The organism is Hafnia alvei, assembly GCF_900095695.1.
GTDB lineage: Bacteria > Pseudomonadota > Gammaproteobacteria > Enterobacterales > Enterobacteriaceae > Hafnia > Hafnia alvei_B.
This window is the reverse complement of record NZ_FMIQ01000062.1, coordinates 57,182-78,929: the sequence shown is the minus strand read 5'-3', so window position 1 is coordinate 78,929 and position 21,748 is coordinate 57,182. Positions and strand designations below refer to the sequence as shown.

The following is a 21,748-nucleotide window of genomic DNA, read 5'->3' as shown; positions in this document are numbered from 1 at the left end:
TTTGGCAGCGGTTCCGAGGACTGTTAACATGTTCAGCAATTGATTCTCATTGTCGATTTCACGACACCTGCGGACACATACTTCATGGCAATTTCAATAAAAACACCTGAACAAATCGAAAAAATGCGCGTGGCTGGACGACTGGCTGCGGAAATCCTAGAAATCATCGAGCCGTACGTTGTTCCTGGTGTCAGCACCGGTGAGCTTGACCGTATCTGCGACGATTACATTACCCAAAAACAGCATGCGATCTCCGCTTGTCTGGGCTATCACGGCTATCCAAAATCCGTTTGCATCTCCGTGAATGAAGTGGTTTGCCACGGCATTCCTAGCGACGAAAAAATCTTGAAGAACGGCGACATCGTCAACATCGACGTAACCGTTATCAAAGATGGCTGGCACGGCGATACTTCAAAAATGTTTATCGTGGGTGAACCTACCATTCTGGGCGAACGTCTGTGTCGCATCACGCTAGAAAGCCTCTATCTGGCACTGAAAATGGTAAAACCAGGTATCCGCCTGCGCACTATCGGTGCTGAAATTCAGAAATTCGTCGAATCATACGGCTTCTCCGTGGTGCGCGAATACTGTGGTCACGGCATCGGTGAAGTGTTCCACGAAGAACCTCAGGTTCTGCATTACAATGCCGACGACGGCGGCGTGGTACTGCAAAAGGGCATGACTTTCACTATCGAACCTATGGTTAACGCCGGTGATTACCGCATCCGCACCATGAAAGATGGCTGGACGGTAAAAACTAAAGATCGCAGCTTGTCCGCGCAGTATGAGCATACTATTGTGGTGACTGATAACGGTTGCGAGATTTTGACACTGCGTGAGGAAGAGACCGATCTCCCACGCGTTATCGTTCACGAGAACGTATAACCCATCGCTTAACGAGCGAGTCATCATCTCAAGCCGGCTTATGCCGGCTTTTTTTATGTTCTGCGTTTAACTCGGCGACAACGGGAGATGCCCATGCCCATTTTACCTTCAGCCACATCCGAAACCACCACGGAGCCGCTGATCCAGCCGCCCTCCCCTGACAATTTTGCCGCATCCGATCTTGAGTGTGCGCCGCTGAAGCTGTCGCTTGAACGCTTCCAACAATGGATGGCCGCCGCATTTCAGGCTGGCGAATCGGCAGAATCGTTGATTGCCGCCCGAACGCTCTACATCGACCGACTGCTAACGCGTCTATGGATTCACTTGGGGTTCAAAGAACGTCAGGGCATGGCGCTCATCGCCGTGGGCGGCTACGGGCGTGGCGAACTGCACCCGTTGTCTGATATCGACCTACTGATTTTGAGTCAGGATCCGCTTAATGAACAAGACGCACAGCGCATCAGCGAACTCATTACCCTACTGTGGGATTTAAAGCTCGAAGTGGGGCATAGCGTCCGTACGTTAGATGAATGCGTTCAGGAGGGGCTTTCAGACCTTACTGTTGCCACTAACCTGATTGAATCACGCCTAATCTATGGCGACGTTGCACTGTTTCTCCACCTGCAAAAACAGATTTTCAGCGATGAATTCTGGCCATCGCCCCAGTTCTTCGATGCAAAAATTCAAGAACAAAAAGATCGCCATCACCGCTACCACGGCACTAGCTACAACCTTGAGCCTGATATAAAAACCAGCCCAGGCGGCCTGCGTGATATTCACACTTTGCTTTGGGTTGCTCATCGCCATTTTGGCGCGACATCCATGAATGAGATGGTCGGTTTCGGCTTTCTTACCGAGGCAGAACGCGACGAATTGAATGAATGCCAAAGCTTTCTGTGGCGTATCCGCTTTGCCCTGCATTTAGTCTTGAACCGCTACGACAACCGCCTGCTGTTCGATCGCCAGTTTAGCGTCGCCCAACTGCTTGGGTATGAAGGCGAAAGCAACGCTCCAATCGAACGCATGATGAAAGACTTCTACCGCATGACACGCCGTGTGGGCGAACTCAACCAAATGCTGCTACAGCTGTTTGATGAGGCAATTCTGGCGCTCGGAACCAATGAAAAGCCACGCCCTCTGGATGAAAACTTTCAGCTACGCGGCAACCTGATTGATTTGCGCGACGCCGATACTTTCATGCGCGATCCGGTCACCATCTTGCAGATGTTTTATGTGATGGCCAAAAATCAGGAAATACAGGGGATCTATTCCACCACGCTGCGCCATCTTCGCTATGCGCGCCGTCATCTGGCCCAGCCGCTGTGCGATCTGCCCGAAGCCCGTAAACTGTTTATGGCGATATTACGCCATCCGGGGTCAGTGAATCGCGCCCTACTGCCAATGCACCGCCATAGTGTTCTATGGGCCTATATGCCGCAGTGGGGAAAAATCGTCGGCCAAATGCAGTTTGACCTGTTTCACGCCTATACCGTGGATGAACACACCATGCGCGTCCTGCTGAAACTGGAAAGTTTTGCGGATGAAAATACCCGCCAGCGGCATCCGCTGTGCGTAGAGCTCTATCCTCGCCTCCCTCAGCCTGAATTACTGCTGCTCGCCGCGTTATTTCACGATATCGCCAAGGGGCGCGGCGGTGATCACTCGATTTTAGGGGCTCAAGACGTTATCGAATTTGCTCAGCTGCACGGGCTTAATTCACGCGAAACTCAGCTTGTTTCATGGTTAGTGCGCTGTCATCTGTTGATGTCAGTCACGGCACAGCGACGCGATATCCAAGATCCCGCCGTTATTCAACAATTCAGCGCCGAGGTGCAGAGCGAAACCCGTTTGCGCTATCTGGTTAGCCTGACCGTTGCGGATATCTGTGCCACCAATGAAACGCTGTGGAATAGCTGGAAACAGAGCCTGTTACGCGAACTCTATTTTGCGACTGAAAAACAGCTGCGCCGCGGGATGCAAAACACCCCGGATATGCGCGAGCGCGTGCGCCATCACCGTTTACAGGCCTTGGCATTATTGCGCATGGATAATATCAACGAGGAGTCGCTGCATTACATTTGGAGCCGCTGCCGCGCCGACTATTTCCTGCGCCACAATCCTAATCAGCTGGCATGGCACGCTCGCCATCTGCTCAAGCATAACGCCAGCAAACCGCTGGTATTAGTGAGCCATCTCGCCACTCGCGGCGGTACCGAGATTTTTATCTATAGCCCTGATCGACCTTATCTGTTTGCCGCCGTGGCGGGAGAATTAGATCGTCGTAATTTGAGCGTACATGACGCGCAAATCTTCACCAATCGCGATAACTTTGCGATGGATACCTTCGTGGTGCTCGAGCCCGACGGCAGCCCACTGGCACAAGATCGCCATGCCACCATCAAACATTCGCTGGAACAGGCGCTCACGCAACAACACTATCGCCACCCACGCACACGACGCCCGTCAGCAAAACTGCGCCATTTTACCGTACCGACGGAGGTCAGTTTCCTGCCGATGCACAATGAGCGCAGAAGCTATATGGAACTGGTGGCGCTCGATCAGCCGGGATTATTAGCGCAGGTGGGAGAAGTATTCGCCGAGATGGGGCTGTCACTGCACAGCGCCCGAATCACCACCATCGGCGAGCGGGTTGAGGACTTATTTATTCTGGCAGACGGCGAACGTAAAGCATTAAGCATTAAAATGCAGGCAGAATTGGCTCAGCGGTTGACAGAAGCCCTCGATCCAACCGATAAAGGGTAATGTATTTGTTACGATTTATACCCAAAATAATTCGAGTTGTAGTTAACATATCTACAACTCGAAATATGCAGGGGATATGTCAATTAAACTTCGGGAATAGAACAGCATGCAGCAGTTGCAAACACTTATTGAAAACGCCTTTGAACGCCGCGCAGACATTACTCCGGCTAACGTAGACAGCATCACGCGCGAAGCAGTTAATCAGGTTATCGCTCTGTTAGATTCAGGTGAACTGCGCGTCGCAGAAAAAATTAACGGCGAATGGGTCACTCATCAGTGGCTGAAAATGGCAGTGCTGCTCTCCTTCCGCATCAATGACAACAAACTGATGGAAGGCGCTGAAACTCGCTTCTACGACAAAGTCCCAATGAAATTTGCCAACTATGACGAAGCACGCTTCCAGCGTGAAGGCTTCCGCGTAGTACCACCGGCCAGCGTTCGTCAGGGCGCATTCATCGCACGTAACACCGTGCTGATGCCTTCTTATGTCAATATCGGCGCGTACGTTGATGAAGGCTCCATGGTCGATACATGGGCTACCGTGGGTTCTTGCGCGCAAATTGGTAAAAACGTACACCTCTCAGGCGGCGTCGGCATCGGTGGTGTTTTAGAGCCGTTACAGGCGAATCCAACCATCATCGAAGATAACTGCTTCATCGGCGCGCGTTCAGAAGTGGTTGAAGGCGTTATTGTTGAAGAAGGTTCAGTCATTTCCATGGGCGTTTATCTGGGTCAAAGCACCAAGATTTATGACCGTGAAACCGGCGAAGTACATTACGGCCGCGTACCGGCTGGCTCCGTGGTTGTTTCTGGCAACTTGCCGTCTAAAGATGGCAAATACAGCCTGTACTGTGCGGTTATTGTTAAGAAAGTTGATGCCAAGACACGCGGTAAAGTTGGTATTAACGAGCTGCTACGCAGCATCGACTAAGAGAGTGAACATAGCGGGCAACGAGCCCGCTATTTTTTTATCAGTTACTTTACGTCGACGGTAATTTAATCGGTTCTGCCATTTAGTCTATATTTCATCTTCTCATGAAAAATATCAAAAGGTGCCGCTATGTATGACAATCTAAAAAGTCTGGGGATTAATCAACCCGAAGAGATTGACCGCTACAGTCTTCGCCAGGAGGCCAACAACGACATTTTGAAGATTTATTTCCGTAAAGATAAAGGCGAGTTTTTTGCCAAAAGCGTGAAGTTTAAATATCCACGCCAGCGTAAAACCATCGTGGCAGATAACGCAGGGCAAGGTTACAAAGAGATCCACGAGATTAACCCGAACCTGCGTTATGTAATTGATGAACTGGATCAGATCTGTAAACGCGATCAGGTTGAAGTCGATCTTAAACACAAGATCTTGGACGATCTGCGCCACCTTGAAAGCGTGGTCGCGAATAAGATTGCCGAGATTGAGGCGGATCTTGAGAAGCTGACGCAGAAATAAGGCGGGGCAACTTCTATCGCCTTGCATCTTATATGTAAAAGCAGTGAAAGATTTCATCCGCTTCATACTCTGTTTGTTTTGGGAAAGTTTCGCCCGCTTATTGGCAATATTCTCCCATATAACTACGGATGAAAGCGGTCAAGCAAGGCGGCTCAATCGCCGCCGCCTTGCATCTTATATGCAAGAACCGTGAAAGATTTCGTCCGCCAACGAGCACTTGCGTTTCTATGAAGCCACTGTTGTAGGCGTCCGATGAGAGCCCCGTTGCGCGGGGGCTCTCAACTCGCGCGCTTTTACCGAGTCGTTTGACCGACCGGTCTCGGAGCGCACATCCTGTGCGCCCTCAACCTGCCACCAGCATCCCTGCTGGCGGCTCTAAAATGCATTCCTTAAACATAAAAAAGACAAAAGACAAAAGACAAAAGACAAAAGACAAAAGACAAAAGACAAAAGACAAAAGACAAAAGACATTTTGTCTTCTTATCTTTTAAATTGTTTAAGCCTTGGTTGATAGAGCCGCCGGTACAGGGATGTACCGGCGGAGTTTGGGGCGCCCTGGATGGGCGATACCAAACCGTAGCGGAGATGGCATCTCGGATAAAAGCGCGAGGATTGAAGGGGCGCGCGCTGGCGCCCCTCATCGTACGCCTTCAGCAATGTATCCATGTAGCTCGGTATTAATAGGCGGACGAAACCTTACGCGAAGGCCTCATAAGCGAAGGCCTCATAAGCAAAGGCATCATAAGCAAAGACATCATAAGCAAAGACATCATAAGCAACACGCTACTTGCAGCCTACTTAATCAACTGCCCCCACTTCTCCACCCACGGCCCCGTGACCACTTCGGGCTCGGCATCAACCTGAGCATCCACTTCCAGCAACTCGCCAATGCGCGTCGCTTTTTGCTCCTGTAACAGTTCATCGAATTGATGACCTGCACCACAAAAATGGGTGTAGCTGCTATCGCCTAATGCAATCACGCCATAGCGCAGTTCAGGCTGATAGCCGACGTCGTCTTTCACCGCACGAAACAGAGGAGCGATAGAGTCCGGCAAATCACCCTGCCCGGTGGTGGATGTCACGATCAATGCATAGTGATTACGGTAGAACTGCCACTCTTCGAGCGTACCTTCCTCAAACAGTTTGACTTCGTGTCCCTGCGCTTTGAGGATATTCGCAGCCTCTTCTGCCGCCATCAATGCGTTGCCATATACCGTTCCAACGAAAATACCAACCTGAGCCATGATGCTTTCCTTCTTCTTAAGAATTTACGCTGACGTCATTTTGGCTATCGTGAACGCAACTCTCTGGAAACTCAACCCTTTCAAGATGAGGGAGATAACTTTGCCAGCCAAAATGCGACATCATGCGCTGCCAGCGATCGTCAAGCCCTGCCTGTAAACAGAGTGGCTCTCCGGTTACAGGATGATCGAGGCATAGCTCACTCGCATGTAGCATCAAACCAGAACAGGAAAAATGTTGCACCATGGCACGATTTTGTCGCAGGTCACCATGTTTAGTATCGCCAATAATCGGGTGACGTAAATGTGACATATGACGACGCAGCTGATGCTTACGTCCGGTTTCTGGCTTTAGTTCCACCAGGCTGTAACGTGCAGTTTGATACTTGCCGACGGCAACGGGCATTTCAACCGTGGCTAACGAACGGTAATGACTCACCGCCGTTTGTGGCGCTTTATCAGGATCGGCAAACTTATCTGCAATCTTGTCCAGCTCTGGCGTTAACGCATAATCAATTACCGCTTCGCCTTCAAGGTAGCCGCGCACCACCGCATGATAAGTCTTATTCATCTCACGCTGCTCGAACTGTTCTGACAGCATACGGGCGACGTCGCTGGAAAGCGCCATCAGTAGCACGCCAGACGTCGGACGATCGAGACGATGTACCGGAAACACATGCTGACCAATCTGATCGCGCAGCGTTTGCATCACAAACACGGTTTCATGACGATCGAGCCAACTGCGATGAACAAGCCAGCCCACCGGCTTATTCACCGCAACCAAATGTTCATCCTGATAAATAATATTCAGCATCAATTGGCTTCTTCTTGGTTCAGCATACTGTCTAGCTCTTGGAGCAGAACGATCAATGGCAGAACTTCCAGCAAACGATCCTTAAATGCCATTTCAAAATAGGGGGCAATAGCAAAACGGCGCGGTAATGGCGCGCTGTTATCAATCAACGCAAACATACGCGGTAGCAGGATCCATTGCAGCCACTGCTCAGGGCTCATGGTGTCCACGCAAAAAGGCTCTTGACTCTCAAAGGCCTGAGCATCAGGTGCACATTCTTGAGACAAATCAAGGCTGTCTAACTGTTGCTCTATTCTCAGCAAATGCTGTCTGACTTCAGCGTATTCACTCATGCTTTTCTCACTTATGTCTACAGGCGGGATATAAAATGGGGGCAAAGAATAGCATTGAAGCTCGCACGTCCCAATAGGCTAACGTGGTTAAGCAGTCTCTGAGCAGTAAAGGTGTATCGCTATGGTTTAATAGTGCAAGTAATGAGAAGGCGTTAAATCACTGATGAAGAATAAAAAGCATTGGCGATGGGCAAAAAAAAGGGCGTACTGTTTTTACACAGTACGCCCGGTTCGTTTTATAGCAATCCAGCTACTCATTGTGCTCCCTGCTCATCCATGAAAACTTTTCCGTACGGCTATCCATTTCCCGACAATCCGTCGTATCGTCCAACTTTCATCCTGACGTTTCATCCTGCATCATCCTGATGCTGTTCCTCAGTCTTCCTGACCCGCCTGTTATCCTAACTGGCTCTCAATCTCCGTCCTGGAGGTGTCCCTGACTTCATCCTGAAGTATCCTTGGCCAACATCCTGTGGCACATCCTTTATCACTCTTCCTGAGCGTGTCCTTCACTTCATCCTAAAGCAACATCATCCTGATGTGTCCTGCTCCAACCGTCTTCCCTTCCGGTGAAGCTAATATCGCTTATTCTTAGGCTTAAAACAATGAGCCTAATTGGCTCACATTTGGCTTACACGGTAAAAATCCGCAAGAAAATAATTTTACTTATTGATTTTTATATAAAAAATAAAAACAACCTACACAATATCTGCACTAATAAGCGATATATCCTACACGCCTTGTGAGAGATCTCTTACACGGTGACGGGCAGCCGTGTAAGCCAAATTTACTTAAAAACGACAGGTTGTAGACGAGACAGGAATTCTGACAGCGATTCGGCCAGCACTTCACGCTGTTTACTGCCAAACTGTTCAAGCAGAACATTACCGGTAAGGTTACATAGCGAGATCAGCTGTAGCTCGGAATCGGTGGTGGCAAGGAAGAGTGTTGGGGGAAGTTTTAACCGACGCTGAGTCACTAAATGTCCGATCTGATTTTCTTGCAAACGCAGCAAGTCATCCTCGCTCCACACCTGCACCAGATCTAGCGCTAAATCACCCAATACCGCGCTCATATCACCCGCATACTGCGAGGTGAAAAAGGGAACGATATCCTCATGCAGCTGAATATCCAAAGCGCGGGAAATACCGCTTAGACCATCAGAAACGGCCGCAGGCTGCGGTTTCCAGTACACCTTTTCGTTGTCGGTATGCACTACGCAGGGTGAAGCAACACCATATAACGCTTCGCTATAGGGAAAATCACCGCTTTCACGCTGCCAGTTGTCAATAAAACGCTGGGTAAACTCCGCTAGCGCGGCAGAAACATCATGCACCATGTTTTCTCTCACTAAGGTAAACTGTAGGGTATTCACTGATTGTACCGTTCTTATTCGAATATAGGCCACATAATGTCATACCAAGATCATCAGGCCCTTGCTGGCTTAACGCTCGGCAAAGCCACTGAATACCGCGACAGCTACGACGCTTCGCTGCTTCAGCCCGTTCCTCGCAGTATGAATCGTGAACCTCTGGGACTTTATCCTGATTCACTGCCTTTCACCGGCGGCGATATTTGGACCCTGTATGAGCTCTCATGGCTTAACGCCAAAGGCCTGCCGCAGGTTGCGATCGCCGATGTGGAATTGGATGCCTTTAGCCAGAATTTGATTGAATCAAAAAGCTTTAAACTTTATCTCAACAGCTTCAATCAAACGCGCTTCGCTAGCTGGGATGACGTGCAAACCACGCTCCAACGCGACTTATCACACTGTGCGCAAGGTGACGTACGCGTACAGCTGATGAAGCTTGATGACGTTGAAGGTCAGCCAATTGCCGCCTTCAGTGGAGAATGCATCGACAATCTCGATATTGAAATCGATAACTACGAATTTGACGCTGATCTGCTTAAGAACGCCGCTAATCAACAGAACGTGGTGGAAGAAACATTGGTGAGCCACTTGCTGAAATCCAACTGTTTAATTACCCATCAGCCTGACTGGGGCTCGGTGATGATTCAATACCGCGGCCCAGCCATCGATCGTGAAGCGCTGCTGCGTTATCTGGTTTCTTTCCGCCATCACAACGAGTTCCACGAACAGTGTGTAGAACGTATCTTCTGCGATATCCAGCGCTTTTGTCAGCCCGAAACGCTCAGCGTTTATGCTCGCTATACGCGCCGCGGTGGCTTGGATATTAATCCTTGGCGCACAAATACGCCGTTCGTTGCACCAAAAGGCCGACTGGTTCGCCAATAGGCTTCGCAAAAATGGCAAATCATTACGCGCGCTTACGTAAGAGTGTTGGCAAAAGTCAAAAGACAACGGTAAGGTGTTTGCAGGACGCAAAATGCACGAGTTCACAATAAGCTATTGATGAATCAAGCAACCTATCAGGCCTTGAGCATAAATAGGCTATCGGCTCAGAATGCTAAATCTGTAAGGTGAAAGCGTGCATTAATACAGTAGCAAAACGTATCAGGAACAACGGAATTGAGCCTGCCTAACAATAGACAGGACTCGTTATTCCTGATGCCATCGCGGTAACCGCATCGGTAGATGTATAGGAGTGACTTTGATTACACATATCAGCCCGCTTGGGTCTATGGATTTATTGTCGCAGCTTGAAGTCGACATGCTAAAGCGCACGGCAAGCAGTGATTTATACCGCCTATTCCGCAACTGCTCCCTCGCCGTACTTAACTCCGGCGCACAAACTGATAACAGCAACGAGCTACTATCGCGCTTCGAAAATTTTGACATCAACGTACTACGTCGCGAGCGCGGCGTGAAACTGGAATTGGTTAATCCGCCTGAAGACGCTTTTGTCGATGGGCAGATCATTCGCGCTCTACAGGCCAACCTATTTGCCGTGCTGCGCGATATTCTGTTTGTTAACGGACAGATGACCAACACCGATCGCTATCCACATCTGGATGCCAAAAGCCCAGTACATATCACCAACATGGTATTTTCGATTCTGCGTAACGCCCGCGCCCTGCACGTTGGCGAAGAACCGAACATGATTGTGTGCTGGGGAGGGCATTCCATTAACGAGATCGAATACCTGTACGCACGTAAAGTGGGTAACCAGCTAGGACTGCGCGAGCTGAATATCTGCACCGGCTGCGGGCCAGGCGCAATGGAAGCGCCGATGAAAGGTGCCGCCGTTGGACACGCCCAACAACGTTACAGAGAAAGTCGCTTTATCGGTATGACCGAGCCTTCCATCATCGCCGCCGAGCCGCCTAACCCGCTGGTGAACGAACTGGTGATTATGCCGGATATTGAAAAGCGTCTGGAAGCCTTCGTTCGCTTTGGTCATGGCATCATCATCTTCCCTGGCGGCGTGGGGACGGCAGAAGAGCTGCTCTACCTGCTAGGCATTCTGATGAATCCAGAAAACAAAGATCAGGTTTTACCGCTGATCCTAACTGGGCCAAAAGAGAGTGAGGATTACTTCCGCGTGCTGGATGAATTCATCATGAGTACGCTGGGCGAAACAGCACGTAAGCATTACACCATTATCATCGACGATCCGGCTGAGGTCGCTCGCCAGATGAAACGCGCCATGCCGAAAGTAAAAGAGAACCGCCGCCAAACCGGTGATTTCTACAGCTTTAACTGGTCGATCAAAATTGCGCCAGATTTGCAGCTGCCGTTTGAGCCGACACACGCAAACATGGCCGCGCTAAATCTGCATCCTGACCAACCGCCTGAGCAGTTAGCTGCAGCGCTGCGCCGCGCATTCTCAGGCATTGTGGCGGGTAACGTGAAAGAAGTGGGTATTGCCGAGATTGAAAAACATGGTCGGTTTAAGATCCACGGCGATGCAAAAATGATGCAGCACATGGATCATCTGCTGCAAGGCTTTGTCGCACAGCATCGTATGAAGCTGCCGGGAACCGCCTACGAACCTTGCTATGAAATCATTAAGTAATTAACCATTACTTTATGCAGGGCGGTCGAGTTACCGCCCTTTTTCTTTTCCGAATAATTATAACCATCATGCAAATACACCTTCTGATCGTTGACGCCCTAAACCTCATCCGCCGCATTCATGCCGTTCAGGGTTCGCCCTGCGTTATTGCTTGCCAACATGCGCTACAGCAGCTGTTGGCGCACAGCCAACCAACCCATGCCGTGGCCGTTTTTGATGAAGACGATCGCGATAACAGTTGGCGTCATCAGGCCTTACCGGACTATAAAGCCGGCCGTAGCGCCATGCCTGAAAACTTAGCCGCAGAAATGCCCGCCATCCGTGAGGCGTTCAATAAATTAGGCGTACAAAGCTGGCATTCGGCAGGTAATGAAGCGGATGACCTCGCCGCGACGCTGGCATACAAAATTGCGCAAACGGGAAATCGCGTGACGATCGTCTCCACGGATAAAGGCTACTGTCAGCTGTTAGCCCCTACCATTCAAATCCGTGATTACTTCCAAAAACGCTGGCTAGATTTACCTTTCGTGAAAAAAGAGTTCGGCGTAGAACCACAACAGCTCACAGATTACTGGGGACTGGCAGGGATCAGCAGCAGCAAGATATCCGGTATACCCGGCATTGGACCAAAAGCAGCGGCTACGTTACTTAACGAATTTGGCTCGCTGGCCAATATTTTTGAACAGATAGAAAGTGTGCCAGATAAATGGCGCAAGAAGTTGGAAGAACACAGGGAACAGGCGGAGCTGTGTAAGAAAGTCGCCACGCTACAAACCAATCTGACGATCAGCGGCAACCTGCAGCAGTTGCGTTTGCCGTAGAATTGACCACCAGTTAAAACTTCCCTCTCCTAACCTTCCCTTTCTCAAGGGAGGCTAGGAGAGGATCAATTACTTAGCTATTATTACTATTCTTCAACTGCATACGACGGTTAAGTTCACGCTCATCGCGACGGCCTGGGATCGCGCCCCAGATGCGACGCACGTGCACCGTGATTTCTTCACGATCGTGGTAAAGCTGTTTAGCTGCGATTTGAGCATTAATCCCGTTGTCTTTCAGCGTTTGCGCCAAAATAGACAGGTTTTGACTCACTTCTTCATAACGCTTTTTCATCGGCAACTTCAGGTTGAAGATAGCTTCACGGCACCAGCCATTCACCAGCCAACGCGCGACCAAACTTGAAACCTTCGCCGGTTTCTCAACCATGTCACATACCAGCCAATCAACGCCGTTGGTATGCGGTGGCTCAAATTTAAAACCATCAGCTTTATGGTGTGTAACCTGTCCGGTATCCATCAGGCTGGGTGCCATTGGACCGTTATCGACTGAATGCACCCACATGCTGCGTTTCACCAATTGGTAAGTCCAGCCACCGGGGCATGCACCCAAATCGACCGCTTTCATACCCCCAGCAAGACGCTCATCCCACTCATCGTGCGGGATAAACACGTGCAGCGCTTCTTCCAGCTTCAGCGTTGAACGGCTTGGCGCATCCGATGGGAATCTCAGACGCGGGATCCCCATATAGAACGGCGAGTTGTTATTGCTATAGGAATAACCCACATAGCAGCAGCCCGGCGCAATAAAGAACACGTGCACCACGGGGCGGTGCGCATTTTCGTTCTTCAGCAAGATCTTTTGCTCACGCAGCGCAGCGCGCAGCGGTACCGTGAACTTGCGGCAGAACTTCATCAGCTCTTTGCTTTCATTGGTATCCGGAACTTCAACGCGCAGTTCACCGGCACCTTCAATCACGTTCATCAGCATTCCGACAATCGGCGAAACGCGATCGTCAGTCGGCAAATCTTTAAGCAACTCACCCACCACAATCATCTGACGAGCAAAAATCAGCTCACGGAATGGCAAGTTTTTGGCGAGCTTGTCGGCATCTTCATACTGATAGCATTCGAAGGTCACATAGCCGCTATTTTCTTTAACTCTTGGAAAACCAAAGACTTCAAGAGCCGCAGCTTTCTCGGTAATTTCTGCTGCGCATTCTTTTTCGAATCCTGGGCGGCAATATAAAGCTAATTTATTCATGGCGTTCCGCCCTTTTCCTCATGCGTAAGGCACCTACTAACATCAAAGCCCAACCTACTAAAAAGCAAACGCCGCCGATAGGTGTGATGTACACCCACAGTTTAAGATGCGACAGCGCCAGACAATAAAGACTTCCACAAAACAACACGGTTCCCAGAGCCAATAACGCACTGCTCCAATAGAACCACAGATTTTTACGACGCTGCATTAAGGCTGCCAGCCCTAAAATTGCCAGCGTATGGATCCCCTGATACTGCAATCCAGTATGCAGCCAATCCATCTCAGCAGCACCCAAGGTTCGGCTCAAGACATGTGCGCCAAACGCCCCCAGTGCAACAAAAACGAAACCGCTGATCGCGGCAAAAATCATCATTGAACGACTACTCATTCCGATTACCCTGTATTAAGCCGTGTGCATGAATACTTATCATCGGCAAGCGATGCTTAAGATTCATAACGAAAACGGAATTTTTCCTGCTCACTCGCCGCACGCGCGAGGATCCACTGACGGAATGCCGCAATTTTCCCCAGCTCCGCCTGGCTATCCTGACAGACCAGATAAAATGAATTCTTACTGATGAGCACATCGTTAAACGGACAAACCAGACGACCGGCTTCGATCTCGGTTTGCGCCATCACGTTATTCACTAACGCAATACCCTGACCATGCACCGCAGCCTGAACCACCATCGCGCTGTGGCTGAAAATAGGTCCCTGCTGAACGTTAATATGCTGTAGCCCTAATTGACGGGTATAGGCTAACCAGTCTCGACGCGACGTATCGTGCAGCAGCGTATGATAAGCCATATCGGCCGGATCTTTTAGTGGATGTTCGCCCAATAATAATTGCGGTGAACAAACGGGGAGCAAATACTCAGCATACAGACGCTCTACGCGCAGTCCCGGCCAGTGCCCTCGGCCATAAAAAATAGCAACGTCAACGTCATCGGCCAGCTTGCCTTCTTCGCGATCGACGGCCTGAATACGCACATCGATGCCCGGATAGGCAGAATTAAAACCCGAAAGACGTGGAACGAGCCATTGAATGGCAAAACTTGGCGGCAGGCTAACGGTTAATGCGCCTTTGGCGCTACGCGCCTGTAGCTTACGCGTTGCCTCATTAAGGGATGAGAAAATTTCTTTGATATCGAGGTAATAGCTTTGCCCTTCTTCCGTCAGTAACAAAGATCGATTACGGCGACGAAATAGCTTCAGCCCAAGGAAATCTTCCAATGATTTAATCTGATGACTTACCGCAGCCTGAGTAACAAACAGCTCCTCTGCAGCCTTGGTAAAGCTGAGATGTCGGGCTGCCGCATCAAACACGCGCAGTGAGTTTAGTGGTGGTAATCGTTTAGACATGGCTGGACACTTTTTATCAAACGGTTGCAGATAATTAACCGTTTATTTACCCATTAGTTTTTTTTATCCGAGCCATTATAAATTGTCCGTTGAGGATAGGCCAGCAAATACCTATAGTGACGCCACTTCCCGAGCCGGAACGAAAAAGTGTTTGTGGATTTGGTTCCTGAATACTTTTGGCTTTGTGGTTGTGATGTTGTGTTTGCAAGTTGTCTGACGATTTCAGACATAGTAGCTAGGCTACTGTTTTTTCACTTCCTGTACATTTACCCTGTCTGTCCATAGTGATTAGTAGCACCGCAATTTGCGGTGCTTTTTTTTATCTAAAAACGCCGACCGAAGTCAGCGTTTTTAGATTTACGACGTTGATTTTAATAATCAAATTAATTGCTTTCAGTCATTTCTTTAACGTCGTTACGGTTAATCTGCTGCTGATTGCCGTTAGCATCTTTGTAGCTAATCATTCCGGTTTCGTTATCCACCTGAGGTTTACCATCGCTCACAATAGTGCGACCATCGTTGGTATGCATGACGTAATTGCTTGAACAACCAGCCAATACGAAGGTAAACATCACGGCGGATAAAACAGCACCTAATTTCTTCATGATTTACTCCTTGCAGTTTAAAATGCGCTACTAAACGCTCTTTTTATCTCCGGCACATTCATTTGCCAGTAGTTAAAAGCATAACAAGCTATTTCAGCTTTGCCAGAAAACTGCCGGATTATTCAGATTAATCTGTCACGCCCCCGCTGAGCGTGACAACTAAGCGGCCCGCAATGAGGAATTATTCCGCATGACATCCTTTAATTATTCAGCCTTTCGCGGCCACTTCCCTGCACTTTCAACAAAAGATAACGAGCAGCATGCGGTCTACCTCGACAGCGCAGCAACCGCACTTAAACCTCAAGCACTACTTGAAGCCACCCAAGCGTATTACGCTGGCAGCGCCGCTACCGTACACCGCAGCCAACATCAGGCTGCTCTGCGTTTGACTCAGCGATATGAATCGGCTCGTCAGCAGGTTGCCCAGCTTCTCCATGCTCACAGCGCAGACAGCATTGTTTGGACTAAAGGAACCACCGAAGCCATCAACCTCGTAGCGCAAAGCTATCTGCGCCCCGTTTTACAGGCCGGTGATGAAATTCTGGTAAGTGAAGCAGAGCATCACGCTAACTTGATACCGTGGCTGATGGTGGCTGAACAATGTGGCGCTAATGTCGTTAAGCTGCCGGTCAACCGACACGGGCTACCGGATCTAAAACAGTTACCGGCCCTACTCACTTCGCGCACCAAAATGATAGCCTTGGGGCAAATGTCGAACGTTACCGGCGGATGCCCCGATCTACGTTACGCGCTAGAACTGGCGCATCAAAATGGCACGCCAGTTATGATTGATGGCGCGCAAGGCGTGGTACATCATCCGCTTGACGTCGCCGATCTTAACGTTGATTTTTATGCTTTTTCTGCTCATAAGATGTATGGCCCAACGGGGCTTGGCGTGCTGTACGGTAAACTAGAATTTCTCGCTCAAATGCACGCATGGCAGGGCGGTGGGAAGATGCTAACCAAAGCCGGATTTGACGGTTTTATCGAACAAACCGTTCCTCACCGTTTCGAAGCAGGAACGCCCAACATCGCCGGAGTTATCGGATTTTCCGCGGTACTTGAATGGTTAGAACACGTCGATTTAGCCGCTGCGGAAGCTTACTGCGTCTCGCTGGCCGAACAAGCAGAACAACAGCTTAGCCAGATTAAAGGGTTTATCAGCTACCGTGCGCCTAAATCCGCGCTGCTGGCTTTCAATATTGCAGGTATTCACCACAGCGATTTAGTCGCTTTGATAGCTGAGCAAGGCGTAGCGTTACGCGCTGGCCAGCATTGTGCGCAGCCGTTGATACAGGCATTGGGCATTACCGGTTCGCTCCGTGCTTCATTTGCGCCCTATAATTGCCCTGAAGACGTCACCGCGTTGGTAAAAGCGGTAAACTATGCGCTATCAATCTTGAACGACGAGGATTTTGCATGATTTCCCCCCATCCTTTTGGCCGGACATTAACGCCAGAAATGTTAGCCGCACGGTTTGAATCTCTAACGCTTTGGGAAGATCGCTATCGCCAAATCATTCTGCTCGCACGTGAGCTCCCTGCGCTTCCACCTGAACTGAAGCAGCAAAAAACCGAGCTAGCAGGCTGTGAAAATCAAGTGTGGTTAGGTGGAGAATTACTTGAGGATGGGACGATGCATTATTATGGCGACAGCGACGGGCGGATCGTCAAAGGTCTGTTGGCAATCTTGCTAACGGCGTCAGAAGGCAAAACGCCGCAGCAAATTATGGCAAGCGACCCGCTGGCGCTATTTCAACAGCTCAATATTTTGGAACAGTTAAGCTCTTCGCGCGCCAGCGGTTTAAGCTCGCTCGCCGCTGGGATCAAAAAAATCGCGCAAAGCTACCTGTAATCATGACGGCTGAGCAGCCATGCGCTCAGCCTTAGCCAGCATTTTCTTAATCGCATGCGCCACGGCAACAAAACCAAAGGTTGCCGTCACCATCGTGACCGAGCCAAACCCAGAGGCGCAATCCATACGTTTAGGCCCTTCCGCAGTGCTGCGAGAAGCACATACGCTACCATCAGGCTGTGGATAGACCAGCGGCTCGGTCGAGAACACGCAGTCGATACCTAACTTACCTTTACTATTTTTCACCACGTTGAAATCATTCTTCAAGCGCTCACGCAGCTTGGCCGCCAGCGGATCTTGAATGGTTTTCGCCAAATCGGCGACTTCAATACGCGTGGGATCAATTTGCCCGCCCGCGCCACCGGTCGTCACAATCGGGATTTTAAAGCGACGGCAATAGGCTAACAGCGCCGCTTTTGGCCGCACGCTATCAATGGCGTCGATAACATAGCTAAAGCGGTTATCAATCAGCTTATCAACGTTATCTGGCGTAATAAAATCATCGATGCAGGTGACCTGACACTCTGGATTGATCTCACGAATACGGGCAGCAACCACTTCTGTTTTCGCCTGACCCACGTTGCTGCGCAGCGCATGGATCTGCCGGTTGGTGTTTGTCACGCAAACATCATCCATATCGATCAACGTAATAGCACCAATCCCCGTGCGAGCTAACGCTTCTGCCGCCCACGATCCCACGCCGCCAATACCGATAACGCATACATGAGCCTGAGAGAATACGCCCAGCGCCTGCTGACCATACAAGCGAGCAATACCGCTAAAACGCTGCATATAAGCGTCGGAAAAAGATGCTGTCATTGGATTTATTACCTTAGAAATTCTTGATACGGCCTCTCGCTGACCGACGAGCAGCAAACGGCTCATCGGTCGGCGAGGGAAAACAATAAAATAGGTTATCTATTATAAGCGCTGAACAACGGCCCACCGCTTTGCGGGGTTTTCAGCACCCAGACACGGCCATAGTGATTATAGAAACCAGCCGCATGTCCTGCTTCTGGGCCAATGCCCTGATAGATGTCGAAGTGTTGGCCTTTAATTGCACCACCTACGTCCAGAGCCACCATCAAGCGCATTTCATATTTGCCAGTAAACTTACCCTGATTATCCAGCAATGGCACTTCAGCCAACAGCGTAGAACCCGCGGGGATCAACGAACGATCTGATGCAACGGATGCTTTTGCCACTAAAGGCACACCGCTTGCCCCTTTCACCGGCGCATACATCTCAGGTTTGAAGAATACGAAAGAAGGATTTTGCTCCAGCAGCTCGCGAACTTCAGCGGCAGAATGATTATCCGCCCACTTACGAATCGCCTGCATCGACATATCTTCACGCGCGACTTCACCGCGATCGATCAGCACTTTGCCAATACTGCGGTAGGCATGACCGTTTTTGCCAGAGTAACCAAAGAAGGTCAATGGGCGACCATCGCCGTAGTCTACATAGCCACTGCCCTGCACTTCCATCATGAAGTTATCCATAATGGAGTTGCTATAACCGATTTCCAGATTGCGGTTATCCAGCGCGCCGGAGTAAATAGCCGAGCGTTCCGGCAGGCGGCGGTTCTTTCCTTTACTCGGCATGCGATACAACGGGTGCTGGAATTCACCCTGACGCGTATAACGCGCTTCAATCACCGGCGTGTAATAACCCGTGAACTGCACGTTACCAAAATTATCCATCCCTTCCATTTGATAAGCGTTCAACCCAAACTGGGAAAGCTGACGCGTATCGGCTCCGGCTCGTAACCAGTTGGTCACCGCTTGGAAAGTGTCGGTGTTTCTATTATAGAGAGAAGGCGATGCACGTTGGATTGCGGTGAGCTGATCGGAGAAATCCTTTCCGTTAACCGGTTTTCCTTTAGCATTCGGCCTATTAACGAGCTCTAACGGATCGTTAATCTTCCCATCCTTATACTGCTGACCCTTATCTGTTGGACGCGACGAACATCCCGCCAGCAATGCTACCAACAGTCCACCTACTACATATTGACCCCAACGACCTTTCATTTCACGCTCTCTAGAAACCAAATAACCACCGCGGCACGATAACAAACCCACAGCCTGAAAGGAATTCTCCTCTCTAAAAAAACGCTAAGATGCCGATATCGATTAAAAAGGACACTTAATGATTAAAAAACATGCATCAAATTGATAAATGAGTGATGTTAGTCAAAAAAATCTTGCATCAAATTCTATCGAGTGTATAGTTCGCCCTCATCGGACGCGGGGTGGAGCAGCCCGGTAGCTCGTCGGGCTCATAACCCGAAGGTCGTCAGTTCAAATCTGGCCCCCGCAACCAATCCGATGAAAGAAGTAAATAGCAGTACATAAAAATATAAAAAGTAGTAACCGGACGCGGGGTGGAGCAGCCCGGTAGCTCGTCGGGCTCATAACCCGAAGGTCGTCAGTTCAAATCTGGCCCCCGCAACCAATTTTCATACTGAAATAAATAAGCACCTTAACGGGTGTTTTTTTATGTCTAAATTTTGCCTCCCCTCTTTATCCATTGAAATCAATTCCAAACACTTTCTATGCACCATTTGGTGAAAGGTTTCGTCCGCCAATCAACAAATACATTTCTATGAAACCACTGGCGTAGGCGTCCGATGAGAGTCCCGTTGCGCGGAACTCGCGCGCTTTTTGCTGAGTTGTTTGGCCGACCGGTCTCGGAGCGTACATCCTGTACGCCCTCAACCTGCCACCAGCATCCCTGCTGGCGGCTCTAAAATGCATTCCTTAAACATAAAAAAGACAAAAGACATTTTGTCTTCTTATCTTTTAAATTGTTTAAGCCTTGGTAGAGAGAGCCGCCGGTACAGGGATGTACCGACGGAGTTTGGGGCGCCCTGGATGGGCGATACCAAACCGGAGCGGAAATGGCATCTCGGATAAAAGCGCGAGAGTGCAGAGACCACGCGCTGGTGGTCTCTGCCCGTACGCCTTCATTTATGATGGCACAGGGTAATTCGGTATTGATAGGCGGGCGGAACCTTACACCACGGCGCGATAAACGAAAGGCAGACGGAATACTACACAGCAAGTACATGAACGCCCATTCCTTACCGCCTCGCCAACTCCCCACCATTTGCAAAGTAAGCTTTAATACCGGCCAAAATAGATTGAGCAACCTGTTGCTGGAAAGCGCTGGTACGCAGTTTACGCTCTTCTTCAACGTTACTGATAAATGCGGTTTCAACCAGAATAGATGGGATATCAGGCGCTTTCAGCACCGCAAATCCGGCCTGCTCCACGCTGTTTTTATGCAATTTGTTCACGCTGCCCATGTTTTTCAGCACTTCTTTGCCAAACTTCAGGCTATCGTTCACCGTCGCGGTCTGCATTAAGTCAAAAATCGTGTGGTCGAGGTATTGATCGCCACTGCGGCTAACTCCACCGATTTCATCGGATTCATTCTGGGTTTGAGCCAAGAATCGTGCTGCCGCGCTGGTTGCGCCCTTGGTCGATAGTGCAAATACTGAAGAACCACGGACCGAGCGGCTGGTAAAGGCATCGGCATGAATCGAAATAAACAGGTCAGCGCGCTGTTTGCGCGCCTTCGCCACCCTGACCTTCAATGGAATAAAGACATCTTCATTACGCGTCATATACACGCGCATATTGGGCTGTTTTTTAATCAATGCGCTTAGACGACGGGCAATTTGCAACACGATATCTTTTTCACGCGTCTTATTTTTACCAATTGCTCCCGGATCTTCACCACCGTGCCCAGGATCAAGCATGATAACAATCGGTCTATCGCGCCCGGCTTTACCTTTTTGCGGCCCTTCCGGCGGTAAACTCTTTCCTAAATCGCCTTTATTGTAATCTTCCAGCAAAGCCAGCAGCGGATCGTTTTCCGCCGCGCTCGTACCTTGCGCCGGATAAAGATCGACCACCAAACGGTTTTTAAATTCGGCAAACGGCGCTAGGGTAAACAGCTTCGGGCTGATTTCCTGTTTGAGTTCTAAAACCAGACGCACGGTATTTTTATCAAACTGCCCAACCCGCGCAGTCTTTAAATAGGGATCGCCCGACTGAACCTGACTACTGATCCCTTTAAGCACGCTGTTAAGGTGAACACCCTCGATATCAACGACGATTCGATTCGGGTTCGTTAACGCAAACTGCTTATATTTAAGGGGAATTTTCGATTCCAGCGTCACTCGAGTATAGGTCGACGCCGGCCATACCCTTACGGCAATCACCTGTGAAGACGCAGCAAAACCCACTCGGCTTACACTTAAAAACCAAGTAGCAGCGGCACCCTGCAACAAACGACGACGGGTCAGATTATGGTTCGAATTTGTCATGCAATCCCAAAATAAAAAGCCAAATACAGCGGAGAACAGCGCCTCAGCACAAATTTTAGGGCAAAACTTTATCGAATCGCGGCGGGGCTGTCATTAGAAAATGCTTAAAGGAGTTTTACAGATATCGCTATTCG

20 protein-coding genes and 2 tRNA genes are annotated in these 21,748 nt (G+C 49.7%); 11 read left to right on the top strand and 11 right to left on the bottom strand.

Annotated elements, in window-relative coordinates; all coding sequences use genetic code 11:
- The first annotated feature begins 84 nt into the window (after positions 1-84).
- The 4 genes from map (at position 85) to BN1044_RS17025 (ending at position 5,095) form a co-directional block, all read left to right on the top strand.
- On the top strand, positions 85-885 hold the full coding sequence (gene map / locus BN1044_RS17040) for a type I methionyl aminopeptidase (protein WP_072309686.1): 801 nt from the start codon (positions 85-87) through the stop codon (positions 883-885).
- Positions 886-978: 93 nt separating this feature from the next.
- On the top strand, positions 979-3,648 hold the full coding sequence (gene glnD / locus BN1044_RS17035) for a bifunctional uridylyltransferase/uridylyl-removing protein GlnD (RefSeq protein ID WP_081329610.1): 2,670 nt from the start codon (positions 979-981) through the stop codon (positions 3,646-3,648).
- 106 nt (positions 3,649-3,754) lie between these two features.
- A complete protein-coding gene (gene dapD / locus BN1044_RS17030; RefSeq protein WP_040047095.1) occupies positions 3,755-4,579 on the top strand; it encodes a 2,3,4,5-tetrahydropyridine-2,6-dicarboxylate N-succinyltransferase in 825 nt (274 codons plus the stop codon).
- A gap of 129 nt (positions 4,580-4,708) precedes the next feature.
- Positions 4,709-5,095, top strand: a complete 387-nt coding sequence (locus BN1044_RS17025) for a DUF3461 family protein (protein WP_008814520.1) — start codon at positions 4,709-4,711, stop codon at positions 5,093-5,095.
- A 794-nt stretch (positions 5,096-5,889) separates the two neighbouring features.
- On the opposite strand, the gene BN1044_RS17015 is transcribed toward BN1044_RS17025, so the two are convergent.
- From BN1044_RS17015 to syd, 4 genes are all read right to left on the bottom strand, one after another.
- Positions 5,890-6,339: a flavodoxin gene (locus tag BN1044_RS17015; protein WP_072309684.1), complete on the bottom strand. Its 450-nt coding sequence runs from the start codon at positions 6,337-6,339 to the stop codon at positions 5,890-5,892.
- A gap of 16 nt (positions 6,340-6,355) precedes the next feature.
- Positions 6,356-7,150 carry a tRNA pseudouridine(65) synthase TruC gene (gene truC, locus BN1044_RS17010; protein WP_072309683.1) on the bottom strand — a complete coding sequence of 265 codons (795 nt, stop codon included), beginning with the start codon at positions 7,148-7,150 and terminating at the stop codon, positions 6,356-6,358.
- Positions 7,150-7,482 (bottom strand): YqcC family protein, encoded by a 333-nt coding sequence (locus BN1044_RS17005; RefSeq protein WP_072309682.1) that lies wholly within the window; start codon positions 7,480-7,482, stop codon positions 7,150-7,152. The genes truC and BN1044_RS17005 overlap by 1 nt, the downstream gene beginning before the upstream one ends.
- Positions 7,483-8,269: 787 nt before the next feature.
- Positions 8,270-8,821, bottom strand: coding sequence for a SecY-interacting protein (syd, locus tag BN1044_RS17000; protein ID WP_072309681.1), 552 nt, complete (start codon positions 8,819-8,821; stop codon positions 8,270-8,272).
- A gap of 69 nt (positions 8,822-8,890) precedes the next feature.
- Here syd and queF point away from each other — a divergent pair, with 69 nt between their 5' ends.
- The 3 genes from queF (at position 8,891) to xni (ending at position 12,241) form a co-directional block, all read left to right on the top strand.
- On the top strand, positions 8,891-9,739 hold the full coding sequence (gene queF, locus BN1044_RS16995) for an NADPH-dependent 7-cyano-7-deazaguanine reductase QueF (protein WP_139130968.1): 849 nt from the start codon (positions 8,891-8,893) through the stop codon (positions 9,737-9,739).
- 316 nt (positions 9,740-10,055) lie between these two features.
- On the top strand, positions 10,056-11,420 hold the full coding sequence (ppnN, locus tag BN1044_RS16990; protein WP_072309679.1) for a nucleotide 5'-monophosphate nucleosidase PpnN: 1,365 nt from the start codon (positions 10,056-10,058) through the stop codon (positions 11,418-11,420).
- A gap of 68 nt (positions 11,421-11,488) precedes the next feature.
- Positions 11,489-12,241, top strand: a complete 753-nt coding sequence (xni, locus tag BN1044_RS16985; RefSeq protein ID WP_072309729.1) for a flap endonuclease Xni — start codon at positions 11,489-11,491, stop codon at positions 12,239-12,241.
- Between the two features lie 73 nt (positions 12,242-12,314).
- Here the strand turns inward: xni and rlmM are convergent, their stop codons facing one another.
- The 4 genes from rlmM to BN1044_RS16965 all read right to left on the bottom strand — a co-directional run bounded on the left by rlmM (position 12,315) and on the right by BN1044_RS16965 (position 15,427).
- A complete protein-coding gene (rlmM, locus tag BN1044_RS16980; RefSeq protein WP_072309678.1) occupies positions 12,315-13,460 on the bottom strand; it encodes a 23S rRNA (cytidine(2498)-2'-O)-methyltransferase RlmM in 1,146 nt (381 codons plus the stop codon).
- Complete coding sequence (locus tag BN1044_RS16975) at positions 13,453-13,848, bottom strand: DUF423 domain-containing protein (protein WP_172625155.1); 396 nt, start codon at positions 13,846-13,848, stop codon at positions 13,453-13,455. Before BN1044_RS16975 ends, rlmM begins: the two co-directional genes overlap by 8 nt.
- Before the next feature lie 56 nt (positions 13,849-13,904).
- A complete protein-coding gene (locus BN1044_RS16970; RefSeq protein ID WP_040045320.1) occupies positions 13,905-14,822 on the bottom strand; it encodes a transcriptional regulator GcvA in 918 nt (305 codons plus the stop codon).
- A 383-nt stretch (positions 14,823-15,205) separates the two neighbouring features.
- Entirely contained in the window at positions 15,206-15,427 is a 222-nt protein-coding gene (locus tag BN1044_RS16965) for a YgdI/YgdR family lipoprotein (RefSeq protein WP_004094379.1), read from the bottom strand.
- Positions 15,428-15,617: 190 nt separating this feature from the next.
- Here BN1044_RS16965 and csdA point away from each other — a divergent pair, with 190 nt between their 5' ends.
- A complete protein-coding gene (gene csdA, locus BN1044_RS16960; RefSeq protein ID WP_072309677.1) occupies positions 15,618-16,850 on the top strand; it encodes a cysteine desulfurase CsdA in 1,233 nt (410 codons plus the stop codon).
- Positions 16,847-17,281: a cysteine desulfurase sulfur acceptor subunit CsdE gene (gene csdE, locus BN1044_RS16955; protein WP_072309676.1), complete on the top strand. Its 435-nt coding sequence runs from the start codon at positions 16,847-16,849 to the stop codon at positions 17,279-17,281. Before csdA ends, csdE begins: the two co-directional genes overlap by 4 nt.
- On the opposite strand, the gene tcdA is transcribed toward csdE, so the two are convergent.
- Both tcdA and mltA read right to left on the bottom strand, forming a co-directional pair.
- On the bottom strand, positions 17,282-18,100 hold the full coding sequence (tcdA, locus tag BN1044_RS16950; RefSeq protein WP_072309675.1) for a tRNA cyclic N6-threonylcarbamoyladenosine(37) synthase TcdA: 819 nt from the start codon (positions 18,098-18,100) through the stop codon (positions 17,282-17,284).
- 95 nt (positions 18,101-18,195) lie between these two features.
- Positions 18,196-19,311 carry a murein transglycosylase A gene (mltA, locus tag BN1044_RS16945; RefSeq protein ID WP_072309728.1) on the bottom strand — a complete coding sequence of 372 codons (1,116 nt, stop codon included), beginning with the start codon at positions 19,309-19,311 and terminating at the stop codon, positions 18,196-18,198.
- A 215-nt stretch (positions 19,312-19,526) separates the two neighbouring features.
- Here mltA and BN1044_RS16940 point away from each other — a divergent pair.
- Together BN1044_RS16940 and BN1044_RS16935 are read left to right on the top strand one after the other, a co-directional pair.
- Positions 19,527-19,603, top strand: a tRNA-Met gene (locus tag BN1044_RS16940).
- A gap of 55 nt (positions 19,604-19,658) precedes the next feature.
- Positions 19,659-19,735 (top strand) — tRNA-Met (locus BN1044_RS16935).
- Between the two features lie 628 nt (positions 19,736-20,363).
- On the opposite strand, the gene amiC is transcribed toward BN1044_RS16935, so the two are convergent.
- Entirely contained in the window at positions 20,364-21,614 is a 1,251-nt protein-coding gene (gene amiC / locus BN1044_RS16930) for an N-acetylmuramoyl-L-alanine amidase AmiC (protein WP_072309674.1), read from the bottom strand.
- Positions 21,615-21,748: the final 134 nt, after the last annotated feature.

Excerpts from the sequence above, each read along its gene's own strand:
- syd (WP_072309681.1), bottom strand. The coding sequence starts at position 8,821 with ATGGTGCATGATGTTTCTGCCGCGCTAGCGGAGTTTACCCAGCGTTTT.
- BN1044_RS17025 (WP_008814520.1), top strand. The coding sequence starts at position 4,709 with ATGTATGACAATCTAAAAAGTCTGGGGATTAATCAACCCGAAGAGATT.
- map (WP_072309686.1), top strand. The coding sequence starts at position 85 with ATGGCAATTTCAATAAAAACACCTGAACAAATCGAAAAAATGCGCGTG.
- BN1044_RS17005 (WP_072309682.1), bottom strand. The coding sequence starts at position 7,482 with ATGAGTGAATACGCTGAAGTCAGACAGCATTTGCTGAGAATAGAGCAA.
- truC (WP_072309683.1), bottom strand. The coding sequence starts at position 7,150 with ATGCTGAATATTATTTATCAGGATGAACATTTGGTTGCGGTGAATAAG.
- rlmM (WP_072309678.1), bottom strand. The coding sequence starts at position 13,460 with ATGAATAAATTAGCTTTATATTGCCGCCCAGGATTCGAAAAAGAATGC.
- amiC (WP_072309674.1), bottom strand. The coding sequence starts at position 21,614 with ATGACAAATTCGAACCATAATCTGACCCGTCGTCGTTTGTTGCAGGGT.
- BN1044_RS16965 (WP_004094379.1), bottom strand. The coding sequence starts at position 15,427 with ATGAAGAAATTAGGTGCTGTTTTATCCGCCGTGATGTTTACCTTCGTA.
- BN1044_RS16970 (WP_040045320.1), bottom strand. The coding sequence starts at position 14,822 with ATGTCTAAACGATTACCACCACTAAACTCACTGCGCGTGTTTGATGCG.
- dapD (WP_040047095.1), top strand. The coding sequence starts at position 3,755 with ATGCAGCAGTTGCAAACACTTATTGAAAACGCCTTTGAACGCCGCGCA.
- xni (WP_072309729.1), top strand. The coding sequence starts at position 11,489 with ATGCAAATACACCTTCTGATCGTTGACGCCCTAAACCTCATCCGCCGC.
- BN1044_RS16975 (WP_172625155.1), bottom strand. The coding sequence starts at position 13,848 with ATGAGTAGTCGTTCAATGATGATTTTTGCCGCGATCAGCGGTTTCGTT.
- glnD (WP_081329610.1), top strand. The coding sequence starts at position 979 with ATGCCCATTTTACCTTCAGCCACATCCGAAACCACCACGGAGCCGCTG.
- BN1044_RS17015 (WP_072309684.1), bottom strand. The coding sequence starts at position 6,339 with ATGGCTCAGGTTGGTATTTTCGTTGGAACGGTATATGGCAACGCATTG.
- csdE (WP_072309676.1), top strand. The coding sequence starts at position 16,847 with ATGATTTCCCCCCATCCTTTTGGCCGGACATTAACGCCAGAAATGTTA.
- tcdA (WP_072309675.1), bottom strand. The coding sequence starts at position 18,100 with ATGACAGCATCTTTTTCCGACGCTTATATGCAGCGTTTTAGCGGTATT.
- csdA (WP_072309677.1), top strand. The coding sequence starts at position 15,618 with ATGACATCCTTTAATTATTCAGCCTTTCGCGGCCACTTCCCTGCACTT.
- mltA (WP_072309728.1), bottom strand. The coding sequence starts at position 19,311 with ATGAAAGGTCGTTGGGGTCAATATGTAGTAGGTGGACTGTTGGTAGCA.